The organism is Peribacillus deserti (assembly GCF_016909175.1).
GTDB classification, from domain to species: Bacteria; Bacillota; Bacilli; order Bacillales; family DSM-1321; genus Paraperibacillus; species Paraperibacillus deserti.
Genome location: NZ_JAFBFI010000004.1, coordinates 158,221 through 176,104, shown reverse-complemented (window position 1 = coordinate 176,104; position 17,884 = coordinate 158,221). Strand labels below are relative to the sequence as shown.

The 17,884-nt window shown below is 41.7% G+C and carries 14 protein-coding genes and 1 other annotated feature; of the genes, 11 read left to right on the top strand and 3 right to left on the bottom strand.

Going from position 1 to position 17,884, the window contains the following annotated elements:
- The first annotated feature begins 1 nt into the window (after position 1).
- The 7 genes from hemL (at position 2) to JOC77_RS06470 (ending at position 8,682) form a co-directional block, all read left to right on the top strand.
- Entirely contained in the window at positions 2-1,291 is a 1,290-nt protein-coding gene (gene hemL / locus JOC77_RS06500) for a glutamate-1-semialdehyde 2,1-aminomutase (RefSeq protein ID WP_204540497.1), read from the top strand.
- 239 nt (positions 1,292-1,530) lie between these two features.
- A complete protein-coding gene (locus tag JOC77_RS06495) occupies positions 1,531-2,535 on the top strand; it encodes an ABC transporter ATP-binding protein (RefSeq protein ID WP_204540494.1) in 1,005 nt (334 codons plus the stop codon).
- Entirely contained in the window at positions 2,516-3,484 is a 969-nt protein-coding gene (locus JOC77_RS06490; RefSeq protein ID WP_204540491.1) for an ABC transporter ATP-binding protein, read from the top strand. Before JOC77_RS06495 ends, JOC77_RS06490 begins: the two co-directional genes overlap by 20 nt.
- A gap of 48 nt (positions 3,485-3,532) precedes the next feature.
- A complete protein-coding gene (locus JOC77_RS06485; RefSeq protein WP_204540489.1) occupies positions 3,533-5,137 on the top strand; it encodes an ABC transporter substrate-binding protein in 1,605 nt (534 codons plus the stop codon).
- A gap of 75 nt (positions 5,138-5,212) precedes the next feature.
- Entirely contained in the window at positions 5,213-6,217 is a 1,005-nt protein-coding gene (locus tag JOC77_RS06480) for an ABC transporter permease (RefSeq protein WP_204540487.1), read from the top strand.
- A 12-nt stretch (positions 6,218-6,229) separates the two neighbouring features.
- Positions 6,230-7,132 carry an ABC transporter permease gene (locus JOC77_RS06475; RefSeq protein ID WP_204540485.1) on the top strand — a complete coding sequence of 301 codons (903 nt, stop codon included), beginning with the start codon at positions 6,230-6,232 and terminating at the stop codon, positions 7,130-7,132.
- Positions 7,133-7,638: 506 nt separating this feature from the next.
- Complete coding sequence (locus JOC77_RS06470; RefSeq protein WP_338047190.1) at positions 7,639-8,682, top strand: potassium channel family protein; 1,044 nt, start codon at positions 7,639-7,641, stop codon at positions 8,680-8,682.
- A 41-nt stretch (positions 8,683-8,723) separates the two neighbouring features.
- On the opposite strand, the gene JOC77_RS06465 is transcribed toward JOC77_RS06470, so the two are convergent.
- The 3 genes from JOC77_RS06465 to JOC77_RS06455 are packed head-to-tail and all read right to left on the bottom strand — an operon-like array spanning position 8,724 to position 10,723.
- A complete protein-coding gene (locus tag JOC77_RS06465; protein WP_204540677.1) occupies positions 8,724-9,110 on the bottom strand; it encodes a DUF350 domain-containing protein in 387 nt (128 codons plus the stop codon).
- A 23-nt stretch (positions 9,111-9,133) separates the two neighbouring features.
- Positions 9,134-10,381: a glutathionylspermidine synthase family protein gene (locus JOC77_RS06460; protein ID WP_204540481.1), complete on the bottom strand. Its 1,248-nt coding sequence runs from the start codon at positions 10,379-10,381 to the stop codon at positions 9,134-9,136.
- Between the two features lie 3 nt (positions 10,382-10,384).
- Entirely contained in the window at positions 10,385-10,723 is a 339-nt protein-coding gene (locus JOC77_RS06455; protein WP_204540479.1) for a hypothetical protein, read from the bottom strand.
- 108 nt (positions 10,724-10,831) lie between these two features.
- Between JOC77_RS06455 and JOC77_RS06450 the strand changes: the two genes are divergently transcribed.
- The 4 genes from JOC77_RS06450 to JOC77_RS06435 all read left to right on the top strand — a co-directional run bounded on the left by JOC77_RS06450 (position 10,832) and on the right by JOC77_RS06435 (position 17,833).
- Positions 10,832-11,305 (top strand): hypothetical protein, encoded by a 474-nt coding sequence (locus tag JOC77_RS06450; RefSeq protein ID WP_204540477.1) that lies wholly within the window; start codon positions 10,832-10,834, stop codon positions 11,303-11,305.
- A 275-nt stretch (positions 11,306-11,580) separates the two neighbouring features.
- Positions 11,581-13,101 carry a LysM peptidoglycan-binding domain-containing protein gene (locus JOC77_RS06445; protein ID WP_204540475.1) on the top strand — a complete coding sequence of 507 codons (1,521 nt, stop codon included), beginning with the start codon at positions 11,581-11,583 and terminating at the stop codon, positions 13,099-13,101.
- A gap of 203 nt (positions 13,102-13,304) precedes the next feature.
- On the top strand, positions 13,305-14,345 hold the full coding sequence (gene ysxE, locus JOC77_RS06440) for a spore coat protein YsxE (protein ID WP_338047189.1): 1,041 nt from the start codon (positions 13,305-13,307) through the stop codon (positions 14,343-14,345).
- 525 nt (positions 14,346-14,870) lie between these two features.
- Positions 14,871-15,124: a binding site (T-box leader), on the top strand.
- Positions 15,125-15,205: 81 nt separating this feature from the next.
- Positions 15,206-17,833 carry a valine--tRNA ligase gene (locus tag JOC77_RS06435; protein ID WP_377336571.1) on the top strand — a complete coding sequence of 876 codons (2,628 nt, stop codon included), beginning with the start codon at positions 15,206-15,208 and terminating at the stop codon, positions 17,831-17,833.
- The last annotated feature ends 51 nt before the right edge of the window (positions 17,834-17,884 follow it).

Here is a 17,884-nt window from a genome sequence, read left to right as displayed (position 1 = left end):
GATGCGTTCATATGAAAAATCCAGGCAGGCTTTTAAAGAAGCAAAGAAAATGATGCCTGGCGGCGTTAACAGTCCGGTACGTGCGTTTAAATCGGTAAAAATGGATCCTATTTTCATGGAAAAAGGAAAAGGATCGAAAATTTATGACATAGACGGTAACGAATACATTGATTATGTTCTGTCATGGGGTCCGCTCATTCTGGGGCATTCGAATGACCGGGTTGTTGAAGCTATTAAAGAAGTGGCTGAAACTGGCACCAGCTTCGGTGCTCCGACACTTTTAGAAAATAAGCTTGCAGAGCTTGTAATCGATAGAGTTCCATCCATTGAGGTTATTCGAATGGTTTCATCAGGAACAGAAGCTACCATGAGTGCACTCCGTCTTGCAAGAGGATATACCGGAAGAAACAAAATCCTGAAGTTTGAAGGCTGCTATCATGGACATGGCGACTCACTTTTAATTAAAGCTGGTTCTGGTGTGGCCACCCTTGGACTGCCAGACAGCCCGGGTGTACCTGAAGGTGTTGCTAAAAATACAATAACTGTTCCTTATAATGATCTTGAGAGTGTTAGGCTTGCATTTGAGCAGTATGGCGATGATCTGGCTGGCGTCATAGTTGAACCGGTGGCAGGCAATATGGGAGTTGTTCCTCCTCTTGATGGCTTCCTGGAAGGTTTGCGTGAAATCACAGAAAAATATGGCACTCTTCTTATCTTTGATGAAGTAATGACTGGATTCCGTGTTGGATATAATTGTGCCCAAGGCTATTTTGGCATTACTCCGGACCTCACCTGCCTTGGTAAAGTAATAGGCGGCGGACTGCCTGTAGGAGCTTATGGCGGCAAAGCTGAAATCATGAACCAAATTGCTCCAAGCGGTCCCATTTATCAAGCAGGCACATTATCCGGAAATCCTCTAGCTATGACGGCAGGCTATGAGACACTGAGCCAGCTGACTCCTGAGGATTATAAAGAGTTTAACCGCAAAGGTGATATGCTGGAAGAGGGCATCAGCAAGGCTGCCAAAAAGCATAATATACCTGTTACCTTTAATAGAGCCGGTTCTATGATTGGCTTCTTCTTTACTAATGATAACGTTGTGAATTATGAAAAAGCGAAATCCTCTAATCTGGAGTTCTTTGCTTCTTATTATCGTGAGATGGCTGAGGAGGGTGTATTCCTTCCTCCTTCCCAATTTGAAGGCTTATTCTTATCAACCGCTCATACAGATGAGGATATAGCACACACGATACAGGCGGCTGAAAAAGCTTTTTCTACATTAAATAAATGAAGCTTTTTTGGTTATCCTGAGTAAAATTGCTATTAATAAAAAAGAACAGTTGATTTCAATTGGAAATCAACTGTTCTTTTTTTGTCTTTTTCTGTAAAAAACGAAATTAATATTCAAATAAGTAGCAGAATTTGCAAATTATTCAAATTAGATATTGTTAACTTATCAGAAAAATGTCATAATTCAATCATATTCAACGAGAAAATTACATATATCCCCAAGAGAAAGGATTGAAGTCCTTGAACAAACCAATTATAGAAGTGAAAGGGCTGAAGACCAGCTTTCGAACAGATGATTCAGAAATACCTGTAGTAAACGAAATCAGCTTCCACATTAATCCCGGGGAGATTCTGGGTATCGTGGGGGAATCTGGATGCGGAAAAAGCGTTACCTCCCTTTCCATCATGGGGCTTGTAGATTCTCCCGCTGGAAAGGTTGAAGGTGAGATCCTCTTCAAGGGAGAAAACCTTGCCCGTGCATCTGAATCCCGAATGAGAAAAATTCGCGGAAATGATATTGCGATGATTTTCCAGGAACCAATGACCAGCTTAAATCCTGTATTTACAATTGGTGAGCAGTTAATAGAGTCTATTAGAATACATAGAAGATGGAATAAAAAAATGGCTGAAGCAAGAGCTGTAGAAATGCTCAAGCTTGTGGGACTGCCAAGGGCCGAGGATTTAATAAGGGAATACCCCCACCAGCTTTCAGGAGGAATGAGGCAGCGCGTGATGATAGCTATGGCTATGATCTGCGACCCAGCACTGTTAATAGCAGATGAACCGACGACCGCACTTGATGTAACGATACAGGCTCAAATTTTGGAGTTAATGAAGAAATTAAATAAAGAAACAGAGACCGCCATCATGATGATTACCCATGATCTCGGTGTAGTTGCTGAAATTTGTGAACGTGTTGTAGTGATGTATTCTGGCCGGATAGTGGAGGAAGCGGATGTCAGAACTATTTTCCAAGATCCAAAGCATCCCTATACGATCGGGCTCATTCAGTCTGTCCCAGATATGAGGGACAAAAAGGAACGATTATACTCCATACCCGGCAATGTACCAAAGCCTGGGGCTCACCAGCTGGGCTGCCAATTTGCACCCCGCTGTGCCCACGCAATGGACAAGTGCGTGACAAAAACCCCTTCGCTAAAAAGTTTAAACAATGGCCAGAAAGTCAGGTGCTGGCTGTATGAGGACGGAAAAGGAGTAAAGTTGCATGACACAGCCATTAGTTAAGGTAGAAAACTTAAAGAAACACTTTCCAATTAGAGGCGGGCTTCTAGGGAAAACAATTGGGGAAGTAAAAGCTGTTGATGGAATTTCATTTTTCATCAATAAAGGTGAAACATTGGGGCTTGTGGGTGAAAGCGGCTGCGGCAAATCTACTACCGGCAGGATGCTGCTTAGGTTATTGGATCCGAGTGAAGGGAAAATTTTCTTTGAAGGTACGGATATTACGGAGCTCTCGGCTGCTGAAATGAGAAAGATGCGGCGAGAAATGCAAATGGTTTTCCAGGATCCATATGCATCGCTAAATCCAAGGCACACTGTGGGGAAAATATTGGAGGAACCATTAATCGTTCACGGAGTTAAGGAAAAAGCTGAGCGTAAAAAGCGGGTGAATGAATTACTTGAAATCGTAGGCCTGAGCAGCTATCATTCCAGCCGTTATCCACACCAGTTCAGCGGCGGACAGCGGCAGAGAATTGGAATTGCCCGTGCGCTGGCAGTTAACCCAAAATTAATCATCGCCGATGAACCTGTTTCTGCTCTGGACGTTTCTATTCAATCGCAGGTTCTGAATCTTTTGCAGGATTTACAGAAAGAATTCGACCTTACTTACCTTTTTATTGCTCATGACCTTGGAGTAGTCCGGCATATCAGCGACCGAGTGGGTGTTATGTATCTCGGCCATATTGTGGAGCTTGCAGATAGTGAGGATATTTACAGCAGCGCTAAGCACCCTTATACACAAGCCCTGTTATCAGCGGTTCCTATACCGGATGTAGATCACAAGAAAGAAAGAATCCTTCTGCAAGGGGATGTGCCAAGTCCTGCAAACCCGCCAAAAGGCTGCCCCTTTCATACTAGATGTCCGAAAGCTATGGATATATGCAGTTCATCAAGGCCGATTTTCAAGGCAGTTAGTCCCGGTCATTATACAGCCTGTCATTTATATGAATGACAGTAAGTATATATATTAAAGTAACATCATTTTAAAGGGGGAAAAAACATGAAAAAGAGTTTATGGTATGTATTTGCCTGTCTGCTTACTCTTTCGCTGGTACTTTCGGGCTGCAATTCATCAAATAGCAGCAGCGGGGAAAAGGGCGAAAGCGGAAAAAAGGGCTATACCCTTATTTATGGACGGGGTGGAGATTCTACAGCTCTTGACCCGGCTGTCACAACAGAGGGAGAATCCTTTATCGTAACAGAACAAATTTACGAAAATCTAGTATCCTATGGGAAAGATAATACAGAAATAGAACCAGCCCTAGCAAAGGATTGGAAAATTTCCCAGGATGCCCTGACTTATACTTTTACCTTAAATGAAGGAATTAAGTTCCATGATGGAACCGATTTTAATGCCGAGGCGGTAGTAAAAAACTTTCAGCGCTGGGCAAAAAGCAAGGATGAGGCAAAATTTGCTTATTATCCTTCTATGTTCGGTGGATTTGAAGGTGATGAAGGCCACGTAATTAAAGAAGTAAAGGCAGTTGATGAAAAAACAGTTGAATTTACCCTGACACGCCCTCAAGCACCTTTCTTAAAGAATCTTGCTATGAGCCCTTTCGCGATTGCAAGTCCAACCGCATTTGAGAAGGATGGGGACAATTTTACAAAAAATCCTGTTGGTACAGGTCCTTTTAAATTCAAGTCATGGAAGAAGAATGACACTATAGAAGTGGTTAAGAACGATAAGTATTGGAAAAAGGGATTGCCTAAGCTTGCGGGTGTTAAGTTTAAGGTAATAAAGGATAACTCAGCCCGCTTAAATGCAGTCATTAAAGGTGAAATTGACTTGATGGATGGCTTAAATCCGAGTGATATGCCTAAAGTCAAAAAGGACAGCAAGCTGCAGTTATTTGAGCGTCCGTCTATGAACGTCGGCTATTTCGGATTTAATACAGAGAAAGAACCGTTTAATAAAAAAGAGGTTCGCCAGGCGATCAGCCACTTAATCAATAAACAGGATATTATTACAAACTTCTTTGAAGGTACAGCAGAACCGGCTAAAAATCCAATGCCTCCTTCAGTCAGCGGTTATAATGAAGAAATTCAAGATTATGAATATAGCGTAGAAAAAGCAAAAGAACTACTGAAAAAAGCAGGACTAGAAAACGGGTTTAAAATGGACCTTTGGGCTATGCCAGTTCCACGACCGTATATGCCTTCCGGCCAAAAAGTTGCTGAAGCTATACAGGCCAGCCTTAAACAAGTAAATATTGATGCAAAGATTGTAACTTTTGAATGGGGTACTTATCTTGAAAAAGTTCAAGCAGGAGAAGCACCAACATTCATGCTTGGATGGACAGGCGATAACGGGGATGCCGATAACTTCCTTTATACTTTACTTGATAAAGATACAATCGGATCAAATAACTATTCCCGCTACAGCAATGAAGAAGTTCATAAATTACTGGTAGAAGCGCAGTCTACCGCAGATGAGAATAAACGTAATGAACTGTACAAACAGGCACAAGTCATTATTCATGAAGATGCACCATGGGTTCCGCTTGTTCATTCTAAGCCGCAGCTGGCTGGTTCGAGCAGCATTAAAGGATTTGTTCCGCATCCGACTGGATCTCAATCATTTGTGGACGTTTCTGTGGACTGATTATAGTAGATCAGGGAGTATGGATTTGCTCATGCTCCCTGATCTTATGATGTTTTTAGGAAGAGGTGAGCGGATATGTTCTCTTACACTATACGGCGATTGACTGCACTTATTCCAGTTCTGCTCGGAATGACTTTCATAGTATTTATGATGATCCGTGCTATTCCCGGAAATCCAGCCCAAATTATTTTAGGCCAGCAGGCAACAAAAGAAGCCATGGCGGCCTTAACTAAGGAGCTTGGCCTGGACAGGCCCTGGCCCACGCAATTTTGGGAATACTTAACCGGAATTATTACGGGTGATTTAGGTGTATCATTAAAATCAAGAGTACCGATTTCAGAGGAAATATGGCCATATCTCGCTGCTACAATTGAACTGTCATTAGTAGCAATGGTAATCGCCATCATAATAGGGGTTAATGCGGGAATCATTTCCGCCTGGTTCCAAAACTCCTGGTTTGACTATGTCGCTATGGTCGTGGCACTGATTGGTGTTTCCATGCCGATTTTCTGGCTGGGATTAATGGAGCAATATATAGTAGCCATTCAATGGGACCTGCTGCCAACAACAGGAAGAGATAATATTCGAGATCCTGTGGAGGCTGTTACTAATTTGTATTTAATTGATTCGTTATTAAATAATAGATTTGACCAATTTATTGAAGTTATTAGACATTTAATTCTCCCGGGTATTGCTCTTGGAACCATCCCGATGGCAATTATTGCCCGCATGACGCGTTCTTCCATGCTTGAGGTTATGAGATCGGATTACATTCGGACAGCACGTGCAAAAGGAATGAAAATGTTCTGGGTAGTGTACAAACATTCATTAAAGAACGCATTAATTCCTGTTGTCACAGTAATAGGACTGCAGACGGGGCTTCTTCTTGGAGGGGCTATATTAACCGAAACGATATTTGGGTGGCCAGGAATAGGAACTTATATATACGAGGCAATATCATACCGTGACTATCCCGTGATACAATCTGGGATTCTTGTAGTGGCTGCCATATTCGTACTAATCAATCTGGTGGTTGACCTGCTGTATGCAGCGATTGATCCAAGAATTAAGTATAAATAGGAGGGAATAAAGATGGCAGAACTTGCACACAGCACACCTCCCATGGTTCCTCCTCAAATAGCTGAGGAACAAGCAGTATCCCCCTGGAAAGAGGCATGGAAAAGCTTTAGAAAAAATAAGCTGGCCATAGTCGGTTTATCTATTGTTCTATTTTTTATATTAATTGCTTTGCTCGCCGATTTCATTGCACCATATGAATTTGCGGATCAGAAGCTGGCGGACAAGCATCTTCCTCCATCCTCTGAGCATTTGTTTGGTACAGACCAGTTTGGGAGAGACATCCTGAGCCGAGTTATTTACGGAGCCAGGATATCGCTTGGAGTAGGATTTATCTCTGTCGCTGGATCTGTAATTGTAGGTTCATTCCTCGGCATAATTGCTGGGTATTACGGAAAATGGGTTGATACGATTATTTCCCGCTTTTTTGATATTCTTCTTGCTTTCCCAAGTATCCTTCTTGCTATAGCAGTCGTGGCAGTGCTTGGGCCGTCATTGCGAAATGCATTAATTGCGATTGCTATTATTAATGTTCCAACCTTTGGACGCTTGCTTAGGTCCAGGGTACTCACAGTTAAAGAAGAAGAATACATAACCGCTGCAAAAGCGATAGGGATGACTGACAGCCGGATATTGATTCATCACATCCTCCCAAACAGCCTTGCTCCAATTATTGTGCAAGGCACCCTGGCCATAGCAACAGCTATCATTGAAGCAGCTGCTCTTGGGTTTTTAGGAATGGGAGCCCAGCCGCCTGCGCCAGAATGGGGGAAAATGCTGGCGGACTCGCGTGAATTTATTCTTGATGCCCCGTGGACCGTATTATTTCCAGGACTGGCTATTATGCTTACAGTTTTAGGTTTTAACCTAATGGGCGACGGCTTAAGGGATGCTTTGGATCCAAGAATGAAAAACTAATAGATAAAAAAAACAGCATTTTACCTGCTGTTTTTTTATGGGAAGAGCTCTGTTAAACTCCCTGTTGATATCGGAAAGCGGAAAGCGGTGCCTTCCCCCTTAGCACTATTTAAGGACTCTCATGAAAAGCTTTTTTTTATAACAAATAAGTCTTAGGGAAGGCAGAGACCCGAATAGCATAAGTCGGGCAGGCCGTGAAAAGCGGTTTTTCTTTTCATGGACTGATTGGCTTATGACTCGAGGGTCTCAGCTTGGAGCTGGACAATACCCGCATTTCCCGCAGGACATTGAATTAGCATCCTCGAATTCTCACCGCACGAAGGAAATGCGAATGCATTTTCGAGGATCTTGCGCCTGCAGCGAAGATCAACAAAGTGCTAAATATCAACAACGAACTTTAACATGTTGGGAAAAAAGAAGTGATGGTTTTCTGGCGCGGCTCTAATGATTAGCCTCAATCCAATCGTATAGAGCAGGGAAAAGTTTAATATATATGTATAAAAAAAATGAAAAGAAATCTGCGGGAGGTGAGACAGATGCACGTATTGCTGAGACTGCTGGGGAGGATAAAAGCGAACTTTTATACGATAGGAATGCTAAGCTTTTCCTTAATTGTCCTGAGTTCAGTTGTGATTCATCTAATTGAATCGGAGACCTTTCCTACTATATTTGAAGGCTTTTGGTGGGTGATGACTACAGTCACTACAGTCGGGTACGGAGATTATTATCCAAAGTCAGTGGAAGGAAGAATATTTGGGGTTCTATTATATATTTTTGGGATTGGCTTAATCTCTGTGGTCATTGGCAATGTGATCAGCTTATTTGGCACCTATCATCGTTTAAAGGAGGAAGGGAAATTGAAATATAAAGGCAAAGATCATGTCGTTTTACTAGGCTGGTCAAATAAGACGAAAAAAGTCATCGATGAAGTCCTGCATTCTACTGAAAGAGACATCGTGCTGATAGAAAAGCTGGAAAAATCTCCAATAAAGGGTGATAGAATTCATTACATCCAGGGAGATCCGACTGATTATGAGACCTTTGACTATGCTAATTTAATAGAATCTGATTCAGTGCTTATCCTGGCTCCTCCTCAAATTGATGATGCTGTACTTGCAGATGGGCATACACTGTTGATTGCCTCGTCCATTGAAAGCTATGGAACTCTTCATAAAAGAGAGATATATACGGTGGTTGAAATCTTAAAGCATACTCACAAGAAGAATTTTATCCATGCCAAAGTAGATGATTTCATTCTGTCTGAGGATTCTGTTTCCCATCTGATGGCCAAGTCCTCCATTCAAAAAGGATCAAGCAGGATATTTGAACAGCTCTTAAGTTCACAAGACAATGAAGACATATGGGAGATTTCCAGGAAAAAGGAATGGATAACGTATAAAGATGCGGATGACTATTTATCATCTCAGGGTGCCAATTTAATTGCTGATGGCAAAGATTTGAGTATTACGCGGAAATTAAATCAAAAAATGCCAGATAAGGCAAAACTCATTGTCCTATACGACAAGGATACCTTTGAAAAAATTAAATAGCTTGCACTTATTGAAAAAAGATGGCTGGTCAGCCATCTTCTTTAGTAGGTTAAACATCCAGCAACAATCAAGCCTATTGCTACCGAGAGAGCGAGCAAAAAAAGGCCGACTGCCTGATTATCTTGATTGATCGCATTATGAATATTAAATTTTGGCAAGAGAAGTTCAGCCAAATAATAGGCAGCGATTTGGGTGATGATGGCTATAGCACCCCATAGAATCAAATCATAGATGGAAACTGAATTGGAAATAGAGGAATATAAAACTACAGAAAGCCCTAGAATCTTACCTGTCAGAACTAAGCTTGCAGCTTTATTGCCTTTGGAAATTAATTCGAATTCCTTCACTTTAGTAGTTATTTCAAATAAAACGATACCTGCTCCTAACAGGACTATGGCTATTCCAAAATACGCTAAATAATTAAGAATTAGTTCCATGACTGAGATCCCCTTTATTTATGTTTTAAGCTTACCGGCAAAAAATAGGATTCATTATTGATAACGCCTTTGCCCGCCCGGATTCCAATTGCACTGGCCCTTCCGCAGATAAGAAAGCTTCCTATTAATAATTGCAGCTTCTCGCGGCCCTGTTCTGTCATAATTTCAGCCTGGGGCAGATCAGCTAGTTCCTGGTAAACAGGGAGCTCCATATCATAGGTCTGCAGCGCTTCTTTATATTGTGAGGTTCCGTGTTTATCGAATATTTCGATCGTGTCGCCTTCTCTCCCAAAACTTGGCTTTCGTATATAAGCTCTGCCGTTTAAGAAGGGATCAGCCTCTAAATAGGTGGGAAGCATGTACGAACCTATCCAGGCTAATTCTTCTGTAGTGAAGATTTTCGTACCAGCTTCACTTTCATAGATGCCCCATATTAATGCTTGCAGAGCCTTTGATTGTAATAAAAAGGCAGATGGAGGATTAATAATGGCCAGCTTCTTGTTTTTAACAAGATTAAGGAGTTCTATCCCAATATTTCCACCGCTTTCAGGGTCGATATCCTGAACTAAATGCTCAAGTGGATAGGTTTGTCTGTATAAGACATCAATTCTGCTGCCTGTATCATCATATAAGCCGTCCTCGCTTATTACTAGTTTGTCTAAAGAACATAAAGACGATTGAAATTGAGAAATCTCCTTAAGATAGGAAACGGTGTTCCAGTCTTCTATATTTTCGGCATGTGCTGTAAAAACGACATGCGGGTATTTGGAACCTATACTTTTAGCACTTTCAATAATCCCTCTCCGTAAAGCCTGGGCAAGATCGGCTTCGGTACTTTGATTAGGATTTTCCAAGTTAAAATGATCACAAACTAATTGATTCACTCTAAAGCATTCAACAATAAAAGTGGGCGTATCACTATTAATTTCCAGCAATTTATAGCCATCAGCAGTTTTTACTAAATCCAGTCTGGCAATCACGCTGTCTATTCCAATAGAGTTCATTCTAATTACTGAAAATGATTCTACTGGGATTCCTAATGCCCGAAGAGTTGCATCATCTGCAGCTCGCAGATTAGACGCCATTTTTGAAAAAATCTGTCCAATTCTGGCTGTTATCCGATTAATTTCAAGAACTTCTGAATGAGCTATAGAATATGTACCGTACAGGCTATATTCCTTTTCATATAAATCAGGCCAGAAATCATCCATATTATTGTAAAATTGGCTGCGTTTTAAGCGGTATTTTTCCACATTATCCATGTACTATCCTCCAAAGCCGCCTTTTCTGCCGCTGCCAAAACCGGTGCTTCCGCCTTTAAAGGACGGCCCAGATTTGTATTTGTTATAGGCAGAGCTGGAATGGAGCGCACTTCTGGATGCATAGAAGAATCCGCCATACCAATAATGTCCATAATAATGGGAGTTGCGTTCATCACATGAATAAACACCTTCCTCACTGTCCCAATCCCAATCAGAGCATTCTTCTGTATCCGGTTTTGGCGGACGGTCAGCTGGATCGGAAGAGCAGCCCGTCATAGCCGTTCCAAGCAAACCAGCAAACAGCCCTTTTACCAGTTTTTCGGTTTTATTGTTTTGAGCCATAGACTTCCCTCCAATGAAGATTACATTTATTATATTTCTTAAATAAGAAATAAATTAGTTATTTTAACTATGGCATACAATTTTTACAAAAGGAAGTGAGAAAAAAACATGGAGAATTTAGAATATCGGCTGAATGATAACTTTCAAGGCTATCCAGCTTTATTTCAATATCAAAATCTAGATACAGCAGAGTTAGCATGCCGCATGTCGTGTGAATACTACATAAAAAATGCAGAGGTCTATAGAGTGGTTTCCTCTGCTGTAGAGCCACATGCAAACTGTGTTCTTTACGTAGAAAAAGAAGGAAGCAACCACCCTTACCCAGACGAAAAAATGTATAGGGGAATAACGATTGAAATTCGGGAGTTTATTAGTAAAGATAACTCGCCTCTTCTTGATGTTCTTGAATTGAATTATCATACTGAAGCACTGAAATATCTTCAAAGCGACTTTATATACACTAGAGAAATCGGGAAAAAGGGAACATTTAACGAAATGGAATTAGTCTGTACGGAGATTGATGAAGATAGAGGAAATTATGTGTTCTATGGCAAGCGTACAGGAGTTCAGGTAAATAGATAATCCAAGGCAGTTTCTATAATGTGCCTCTGAATTAATCTTGAATCTTTTCATCCCTCTTTCTTAGAGACTGCTTATAACACCGTGACTAAGCCAGAATGATAAAATTTCTAATGTACCTCTGCAAATCTCTGGGAAAGATTTTTGGCCAGAAGTCAGAATATCTTATCAAGATTTTCCCTTTTAGATTATACAGATGAGTCATATTTATCCTTTTAAATTCATAAATTGGTAGGGATATATATGCAAGCCTTGTAATTTTGAAGGGAGGAAAGATGATGGCCAGTGATCATAATTCACTTTTGCGATTTTCAGTGGAAGAATCCATATGGTTTCAAAAGGGACAGGAAGTTGAAGAGTTATATTCATTATCCTTAGATCCGAATGTAACCGTTCAGGATATGGACCAATATGTAGTTATAAAAGGGGAGTTATTTTTAGCGGGTGAATATAAAAGGGAACAATCAAGCATTCGGGAAGAAGATGAAAGTTTTTCTTTTGTCTCCCCTAAGACGATTCGGTCCTTTGAGGAAAGAGAAAATGGGTTGTTTGAATTTCAGCATAGTTTTCCTGTAGATATAACCATTCCAGCGAATCGAATATCTTCGCTCGAGGATGTATCGGTTGCCATCTCTTCCTTTGATTATTCAATGCCAGAAAGAAACTGTCTGACGCTTTGTGCAGAGCTGATGATATCTGGAATATACGGAGAGCAGCAGAATGCACCAGAGCCACAGCCGGAATTGTTCAGGGAAGAGGAAGCCGGGCTCTTATATCGTTCAGCACCCTCTGAAATCGCCGAAGCCGAAGCCGAAAGCCATAGCAGTCCATATTACTATGAATCTTCCATTTTTGCTCCTCCGGACAGAGAATTGTTTATTCCTTTTGAAGCGGAAGCAAAGAAAATTCCAGAGGAAGAAGCTTCGCCTGAACCCTTATCCCCTTTATTTGAACGGGAGGAACAAGCGGAGCCAGAGGCACAATTACATGGAACAACTGTTTTCCATACGGATACGGTACCAGAGGCCGCTGAACTTCAGACAGAGGAGGCTTCGGGATCTGAGTTCCTAAGATCTGCAGAAGCGCCTGAACAAACTGAACTGCGATCAGAAGAATCACTAGAGAGGGCTGAATCACAAATAGAACTGAGTCAGCCTGCATTGCTGGCAGAAGAGGCACCAGGCCAGAGTGAGCTTCCAACAGAAGAGGCACCAGAGCAGGATGAGCGTACAACGGATCAGGCGGTCCTATATATAGAGGAAGAAAAGGCTGACCATCATAATGACACATCGGTGCAGAGGGCAGTATCCGATCTCAAACAGGGATCTGAAGAACAACGAAATAGAGAATATCCAGTTAATAAACAGCCTGATCTGGTAGTGGTACAGCAAAAGGAAGAAGACACACAGAAACCTGCTGCCCTTTATCAGCAGGAACGGACAGAAGGGAATGATGCCGGGGAGGTTTCATCTGTTCCGAAACTAAAAAAAGAATCGGTTGAGCCGGCACCATTAGTTCGCGAGCGCTCACAGGCAGTACAGGAACATGAAAACCAGGCATCTAAGGGCAGCAGGGAGCATGTTTCCTTAACCGATTTCTTAGGCAAGAAAGAGGAGCAGGGACATACAAGAGTGAAGGTTTGTCTGGTGCAGCAGGGAGATACTCTGAACTCCTTGGCAAGCCGTTATGATATTAGTGCAAATGCGATTCTTGCCTTAAATGAGCTGGACTCAGCCAGCGAAATTTCGGAAGGCCAGGTTCTGTATATTCCGTCAAAACCAGTAACCCAAAAGAGATAATGAACAGAGCTGGCAGGTGCAGAGGAACAATCCCTGCCCTGCCTTTGTTCCTTTTAAAGAAATTTAGGGCAGGAGACTGGCTTTAGAGTGTCCCGCATGCATGTCACCTTCTGAGAGCTTTATTAGGCCAGACGAAACCTTTGATCATAAAGAAAAATAAGCGCTGATGCTTTTGTTGTGATAAAGAAGGGTGTGTGAATCTCGTGACTATAAGCGAGAATTCAAATAAAGAAATAAAAGAAATCATGAGTCATTATCACTTAACCGTTCACTATGCTGAAGATTTCGGCAGACTCCTAAAGGTGTATACCAATAATGGAGTATTTGCCCTGAAAACCATACCACCGCAGCATGGAATGGATTTTATAAAAAATGTGCAGCGGGTATACCAGCGGGGCTATAACCGCATAGTACCCATCTTTCCATCCAGTGATGGGAGACATGCTGTGCTGCATAAGAATAATCTGTATTATTTAATGCCTTGGCTTCCAAATGAAGCAAACAGTGAAAGGAATGAAAAGCATAAACAAATGTTCCGGGAGCTGGCAAGGCTTCATTCTCTTTCGGTAAAAGATATGGAAGTAAAGAAGGATGAACGAAAAGATCATTATGAGCAAACAATAGATGAGTGGAAAAAGAACAAGGAATTTGCGGAGGAATTTCTGACAGCCTGTGAGCGGAAAACATATATGTCACCTTTTGAACTTATGTACTGCCTTTATTTTTTTGATATTTTACAAGCATTGGATTTTTCCATAAAAAAATTGGAACAGTGGTTTAATAATACAAAGGAACTGGAAAAGGTGCGGACCGTAATTGCCCATGGAAAGGTTTCCACAAAACATTTTATTTATGATGACCGTGGTTATGGATATTTCATAAACTTTGAAAATTCGAGGATAGCCCCTCCCCATGCTGACCTGCTGCCTTTTGTGGTTAACTCTTCAAAAACGTACCCTGTTATGAATTCAGACTGTATCGAATGGCTGTATACGTATTTTAAATATTTTTCGTTTCGAGATGGAGAGATGGAACTTTTCATGGCCTATCTGTCTCATCCTGTTCATATCATTCAATCAGTTAAGCATTTTCATGAAAAAAAGGGAAGCAAACAAGAAATCCATTACCTGCAGGTCTTGCAAAGTAATTATTGGCAGCTGAAAAATACTGAATATGTAGTTATGAGGATAGAGGAGATTGAACAGCAAAAAAAAGCCGCCGAGAACCAGCAGGCCGAAACATGAATCCCGTACATTTAGAAAAGTACGGGATATTTTTGTGTTTTGTTTCTGCCAGTACTGGCCGCAGGCTGCTCTCTGGAACAAAAACATTAAAGCTAGATCCATTCTAGGCGCAAAGCAATGGCCAGGAGTATTAAAAGGGCCAGAAAAAAAACATCGAAGGTGGTCGGGATAAGAAAAGTCCTTATTCCCTGAAAAATACTGAAAGGCAAAATTAACTGACTGCATCCTCCCCGCAAAGTCCTAAGCCAGGGCGGCAAGGCATATGGGCTATATCTCCTTTTCAAAAAGGAACCCTCCCTTATCGAGACATATAAATATGGGTGCTTTATATAAAATATAAAATTCGCCCTATTTTATGACTAAAGGGCGATAATTGTGCGGATTCCCAGAACGTGAACTCCAGTCCGCCATATAATAGACTTAATCAAGCATTTTTTTAAAATCCCGTATAATTTTATTAAATATCGGAAAAGAATATTGACTATATCTATCCCTTTTTTGTAACATAAAGAGTAATTAAAAATAGAAAAAGCATAGACAGGGAAAAGTACATGGATAACTGCTTTTAGAGAGAGAAGCCAGCTGCTGAAAGGTTTCTTAAGCAAGTACCCGCTGGAAGTCACCCTTGAGCTGTTTTTGCCAAATGACAAGTCCTGGTACTTTGTCAGAGTAGTGAAAACCGGTGGAGAGCCGTTATATAACTATAAGAGCCGGATAAGGTGTATTTTTCTATCCGGAAAAAAGGTGGTACCGCGAAATCAGCTCCTTTCGTCCTTTTCAGGCGAAGGGAGTTTTTATTTTGGGTAAAATTACAAGGTAATACGAAGGAGGAAAAGACTTTGGAAGAAAATCAATTATCTATGCCTACAAAGTACGATCCGCAGTCTATTGAAAAAGGCCGCTATGAATGGTGGCTAAAAGGCAAGTTCTTTGAAGCTGTGCCAGATGAAACGAAAGAACCTTATACGATTGTGATCCCGCCACCGAACGTAACAGGAAAGCTGCATTTAGGTCATGCGTGGGACACGACTCTTCAGGATATTTTAACAAGAATGAAGCGGATGCAGGGCTATGATGTATTATGGCTCCCAGGAATGGACCACGCCGGTATTGCTACCCAGGCGAAGGTTGAGCAAAAACTCCGCGAGCAGGGAACAACCAGATATGATCTTGGGCGGGAAAAGTTTCTTGAAGAAACATGGAAATGGAAAGAAGAATACGCAGATCACATTCGTAAGCAATGGGCTAAACTTGGTCTTGGATTAGATTATTCCCGAGAACGATTTACGCTTGATCAAGGACTTTCTAAAGCCGTTCGCGAAGTATTTGTAAGTCTTTATCGTAAAGGGCTCATTTACAGAGGCGAATATATCATTAACTGGGATCCGGCTACAAAAACGGCTCTTTCTGATATTGAAGTAATCCATAAGGATGTTCAGGGTGCTTTTTACCACATGAAATATCCTTTAAGCGATGGCAGCGGCCACATTGAAGTTGCGACTACAAGACCGGAAACGATGCTTGGTGATACGGCGGTTGCTGTACATCCGGAAGATGACCGTTATAAGCATCTAATCGGGAGAACGGTTATCCTGCCGATCACCGGCAGAGAGATACCGATAGTCGGCGATGATTATGTAGATATGGAGTTTGGTTCTGGAGCGGTTAAAATTACACCTGCACATGATCCGAACGACTTTGAAATTGGAAACCGGCATAATCTAGAACGGATTCTGGTTATGAATGAAGACGGCACCATGAATGAAAAAGCCGGAAAATATGAAGGTATGGACCGGTTTGATTGCAGAAAGCAGATTACAAAGGATCTTCAGGAACAGGGTGTTCTTTTCAAAATTGAAGAACATATGCATTCTGTAGGACACTCCGAGAGAAGCGATGCGGTGGTTGAGCCGTATCTATCTACACAGTGGTTTGTAAAAATGCAGCCTCTTGCTGAAAAAGCGATTGAACTTCAGCAAAAAGAAGACGAAAAAGTAAACTTCGTTCCAGACCGATTTGAAAATACGTACATGAGATGGATGGAAAACATCCGTGATTGGTGTATTTCCCGCCAGCTGTGGTGGGGCCACCGCATCCCTGCCTGGTACCATAAGGAAACCGGTGAAATACTGGTTGAAAGCGAACCTCCAGCAGATATCGAGAACTGGGAGCAGGATAAGGATGTTCTAGATACATGGTTCAGCTCAGCATTATGGCCATTTTCAACAATGGGCTGGCCGGATGAAACTGCTTCGGATTATAAGCGCTACTATCCGACAAGTGCTCTTGTAACTGGCTATGATATCATCTATTTCTGGGTTTCCCGTATGATATTCCAAGGGCTGGAGTTTACTGAGAAGCGTCCATTCAAAGATGTGCTGATTCATGGATTAGTTCGTGCAGCTGACGGCCGCAAGATGAGTAAGTCACTAGGAAACGGTGTAGATCCAATGGAGGTTATCGACCAATACGGAGCCGACTCACTCCGCTACTTCCTGACAACGGGAAGCTCGCCAGGCCAGGATCTCCGCTACTCAACTGAAAAAGTAGAAGCTGTATGGAACTTTGCCAATAAAATTTGGAATGCTTCCCGCTTTGCTTTAATGAATATGGAAGGCCTGACCTATGAAGAGATTGATCTTACAGGAGAAAAATCTGTTGCAGATAAATGGATTTTAACCCGCTTGAATCAAACGATTGAAACGGTAACAAGGCTTGCTGATAAATACGAGTTCGGTGAAGTGGGCCGCGCGTTGTATACCTTCATTTGGGATGATTTCTGTGACTGGTATATTGAAATGGCGAAGCTTCCGCTTTACGGTGAAGATGGAGCAGCTAAGAAAACAACCCGTTCCATCCTTGCTTATGTACTGGATAACACAATGCGTCTCTTGCACCCATTTATGCCGTTTATCACAGAAGAGATTTGGCAGAACCTTCCGCATTCTGGTGAATCGATCACAACGGCTGCATGGCCAGAGGTTAAAGGTGAGCTGACGGACGAACAATCAGCTGAAGAAATGAAGCTGTTAGTTGAAATTATTCGTTCTGTCCGGAATATCCGTGCAGAAGTGAATACACCATTAAGCAAGAAAATTAAGCTTATTTTAAAAGCGAAGGATGAAAACATCGCTTCAACGCTAAATAAAAATGCTGCTTATATTGAAAGATTCTGCAACCCGGAAGAATTAACAATCGCAACAGACGCTGAGCCTGCTGAAAAGGCAATGACCGCTGTTGTAACTGGAGTGGAATTAATTCTTCCTCTACAGGGCTTAATTAATATCGACGAAGAAATTCAACGTCTGAATAAAGAACTCGAGAAGCTTAATAAAGAAGTAGAGAGAGTTCAGAAAAAGCTAAGCAACCAGGGCTTTGTTGCCAAAGCACCGGAAAAAGTAATCGAAGAAGAAAAAGCAAAAGAAAAAGATTACAGCGAAAAACGTGACGCGGTGATCCGCCGCATCGATGATTTGAAGCAAATGTAATGAATGAAAAGCCGCCTGCATGAATGTGCAAGGCGGCTTTTTTCATAACAA

Bases quoted from the DNA above. Each gene is read 5' to 3' on its own strand.
- JOC77_RS06450 (WP_204540477.1), top strand. From the start codon at position 10,832: ATGGAGAATTTAGAATATCGGCTGAATGATAACTTTCAAGGCTATCCA.
- JOC77_RS06455 (WP_204540479.1), bottom strand. From the start codon at position 10,723: ATGGCTCAAAACAATAAAACCGAAAAACTGGTAAAAGGGCTGTTTGCT.
- JOC77_RS06470 (WP_338047190.1), top strand. From the start codon at position 7,639: ATGAAAAGAAATCTGCGGGAGGTGAGACAGATGCACGTATTGCTGAGA.
- JOC77_RS06460 (WP_204540481.1), bottom strand. From the start codon at position 10,381: ATGGATAATGTGGAAAAATACCGCTTAAAACGCAGCCAATTTTACAAT.
- JOC77_RS06475 (WP_204540485.1), top strand. From the start codon at position 6,230: ATGGCAGAACTTGCACACAGCACACCTCCCATGGTTCCTCCTCAAATA.
- JOC77_RS06485 (WP_204540489.1), top strand. From the start codon at position 3,533: ATGAAAAAGAGTTTATGGTATGTATTTGCCTGTCTGCTTACTCTTTCG.
- JOC77_RS06435 (WP_377336571.1), top strand. From the start codon at position 15,206: ATGCCTACAAAGTACGATCCGCAGTCTATTGAAAAAGGCCGCTATGAA.
- JOC77_RS06480 (WP_204540487.1), top strand. From the start codon at position 5,213: ATGTTCTCTTACACTATACGGCGATTGACTGCACTTATTCCAGTTCTG.
- JOC77_RS06445 (WP_204540475.1), top strand. From the start codon at position 11,581: ATGGCCAGTGATCATAATTCACTTTTGCGATTTTCAGTGGAAGAATCC.
- hemL (WP_204540497.1), top strand. From the start codon at position 2: ATGCGTTCATATGAAAAATCCAGGCAGGCTTTTAAAGAAGCAAAGAAA.
- JOC77_RS06490 (WP_204540491.1), top strand. From the start codon at position 2,516: ATGACACAGCCATTAGTTAAGGTAGAAAACTTAAAGAAACACTTTCCA.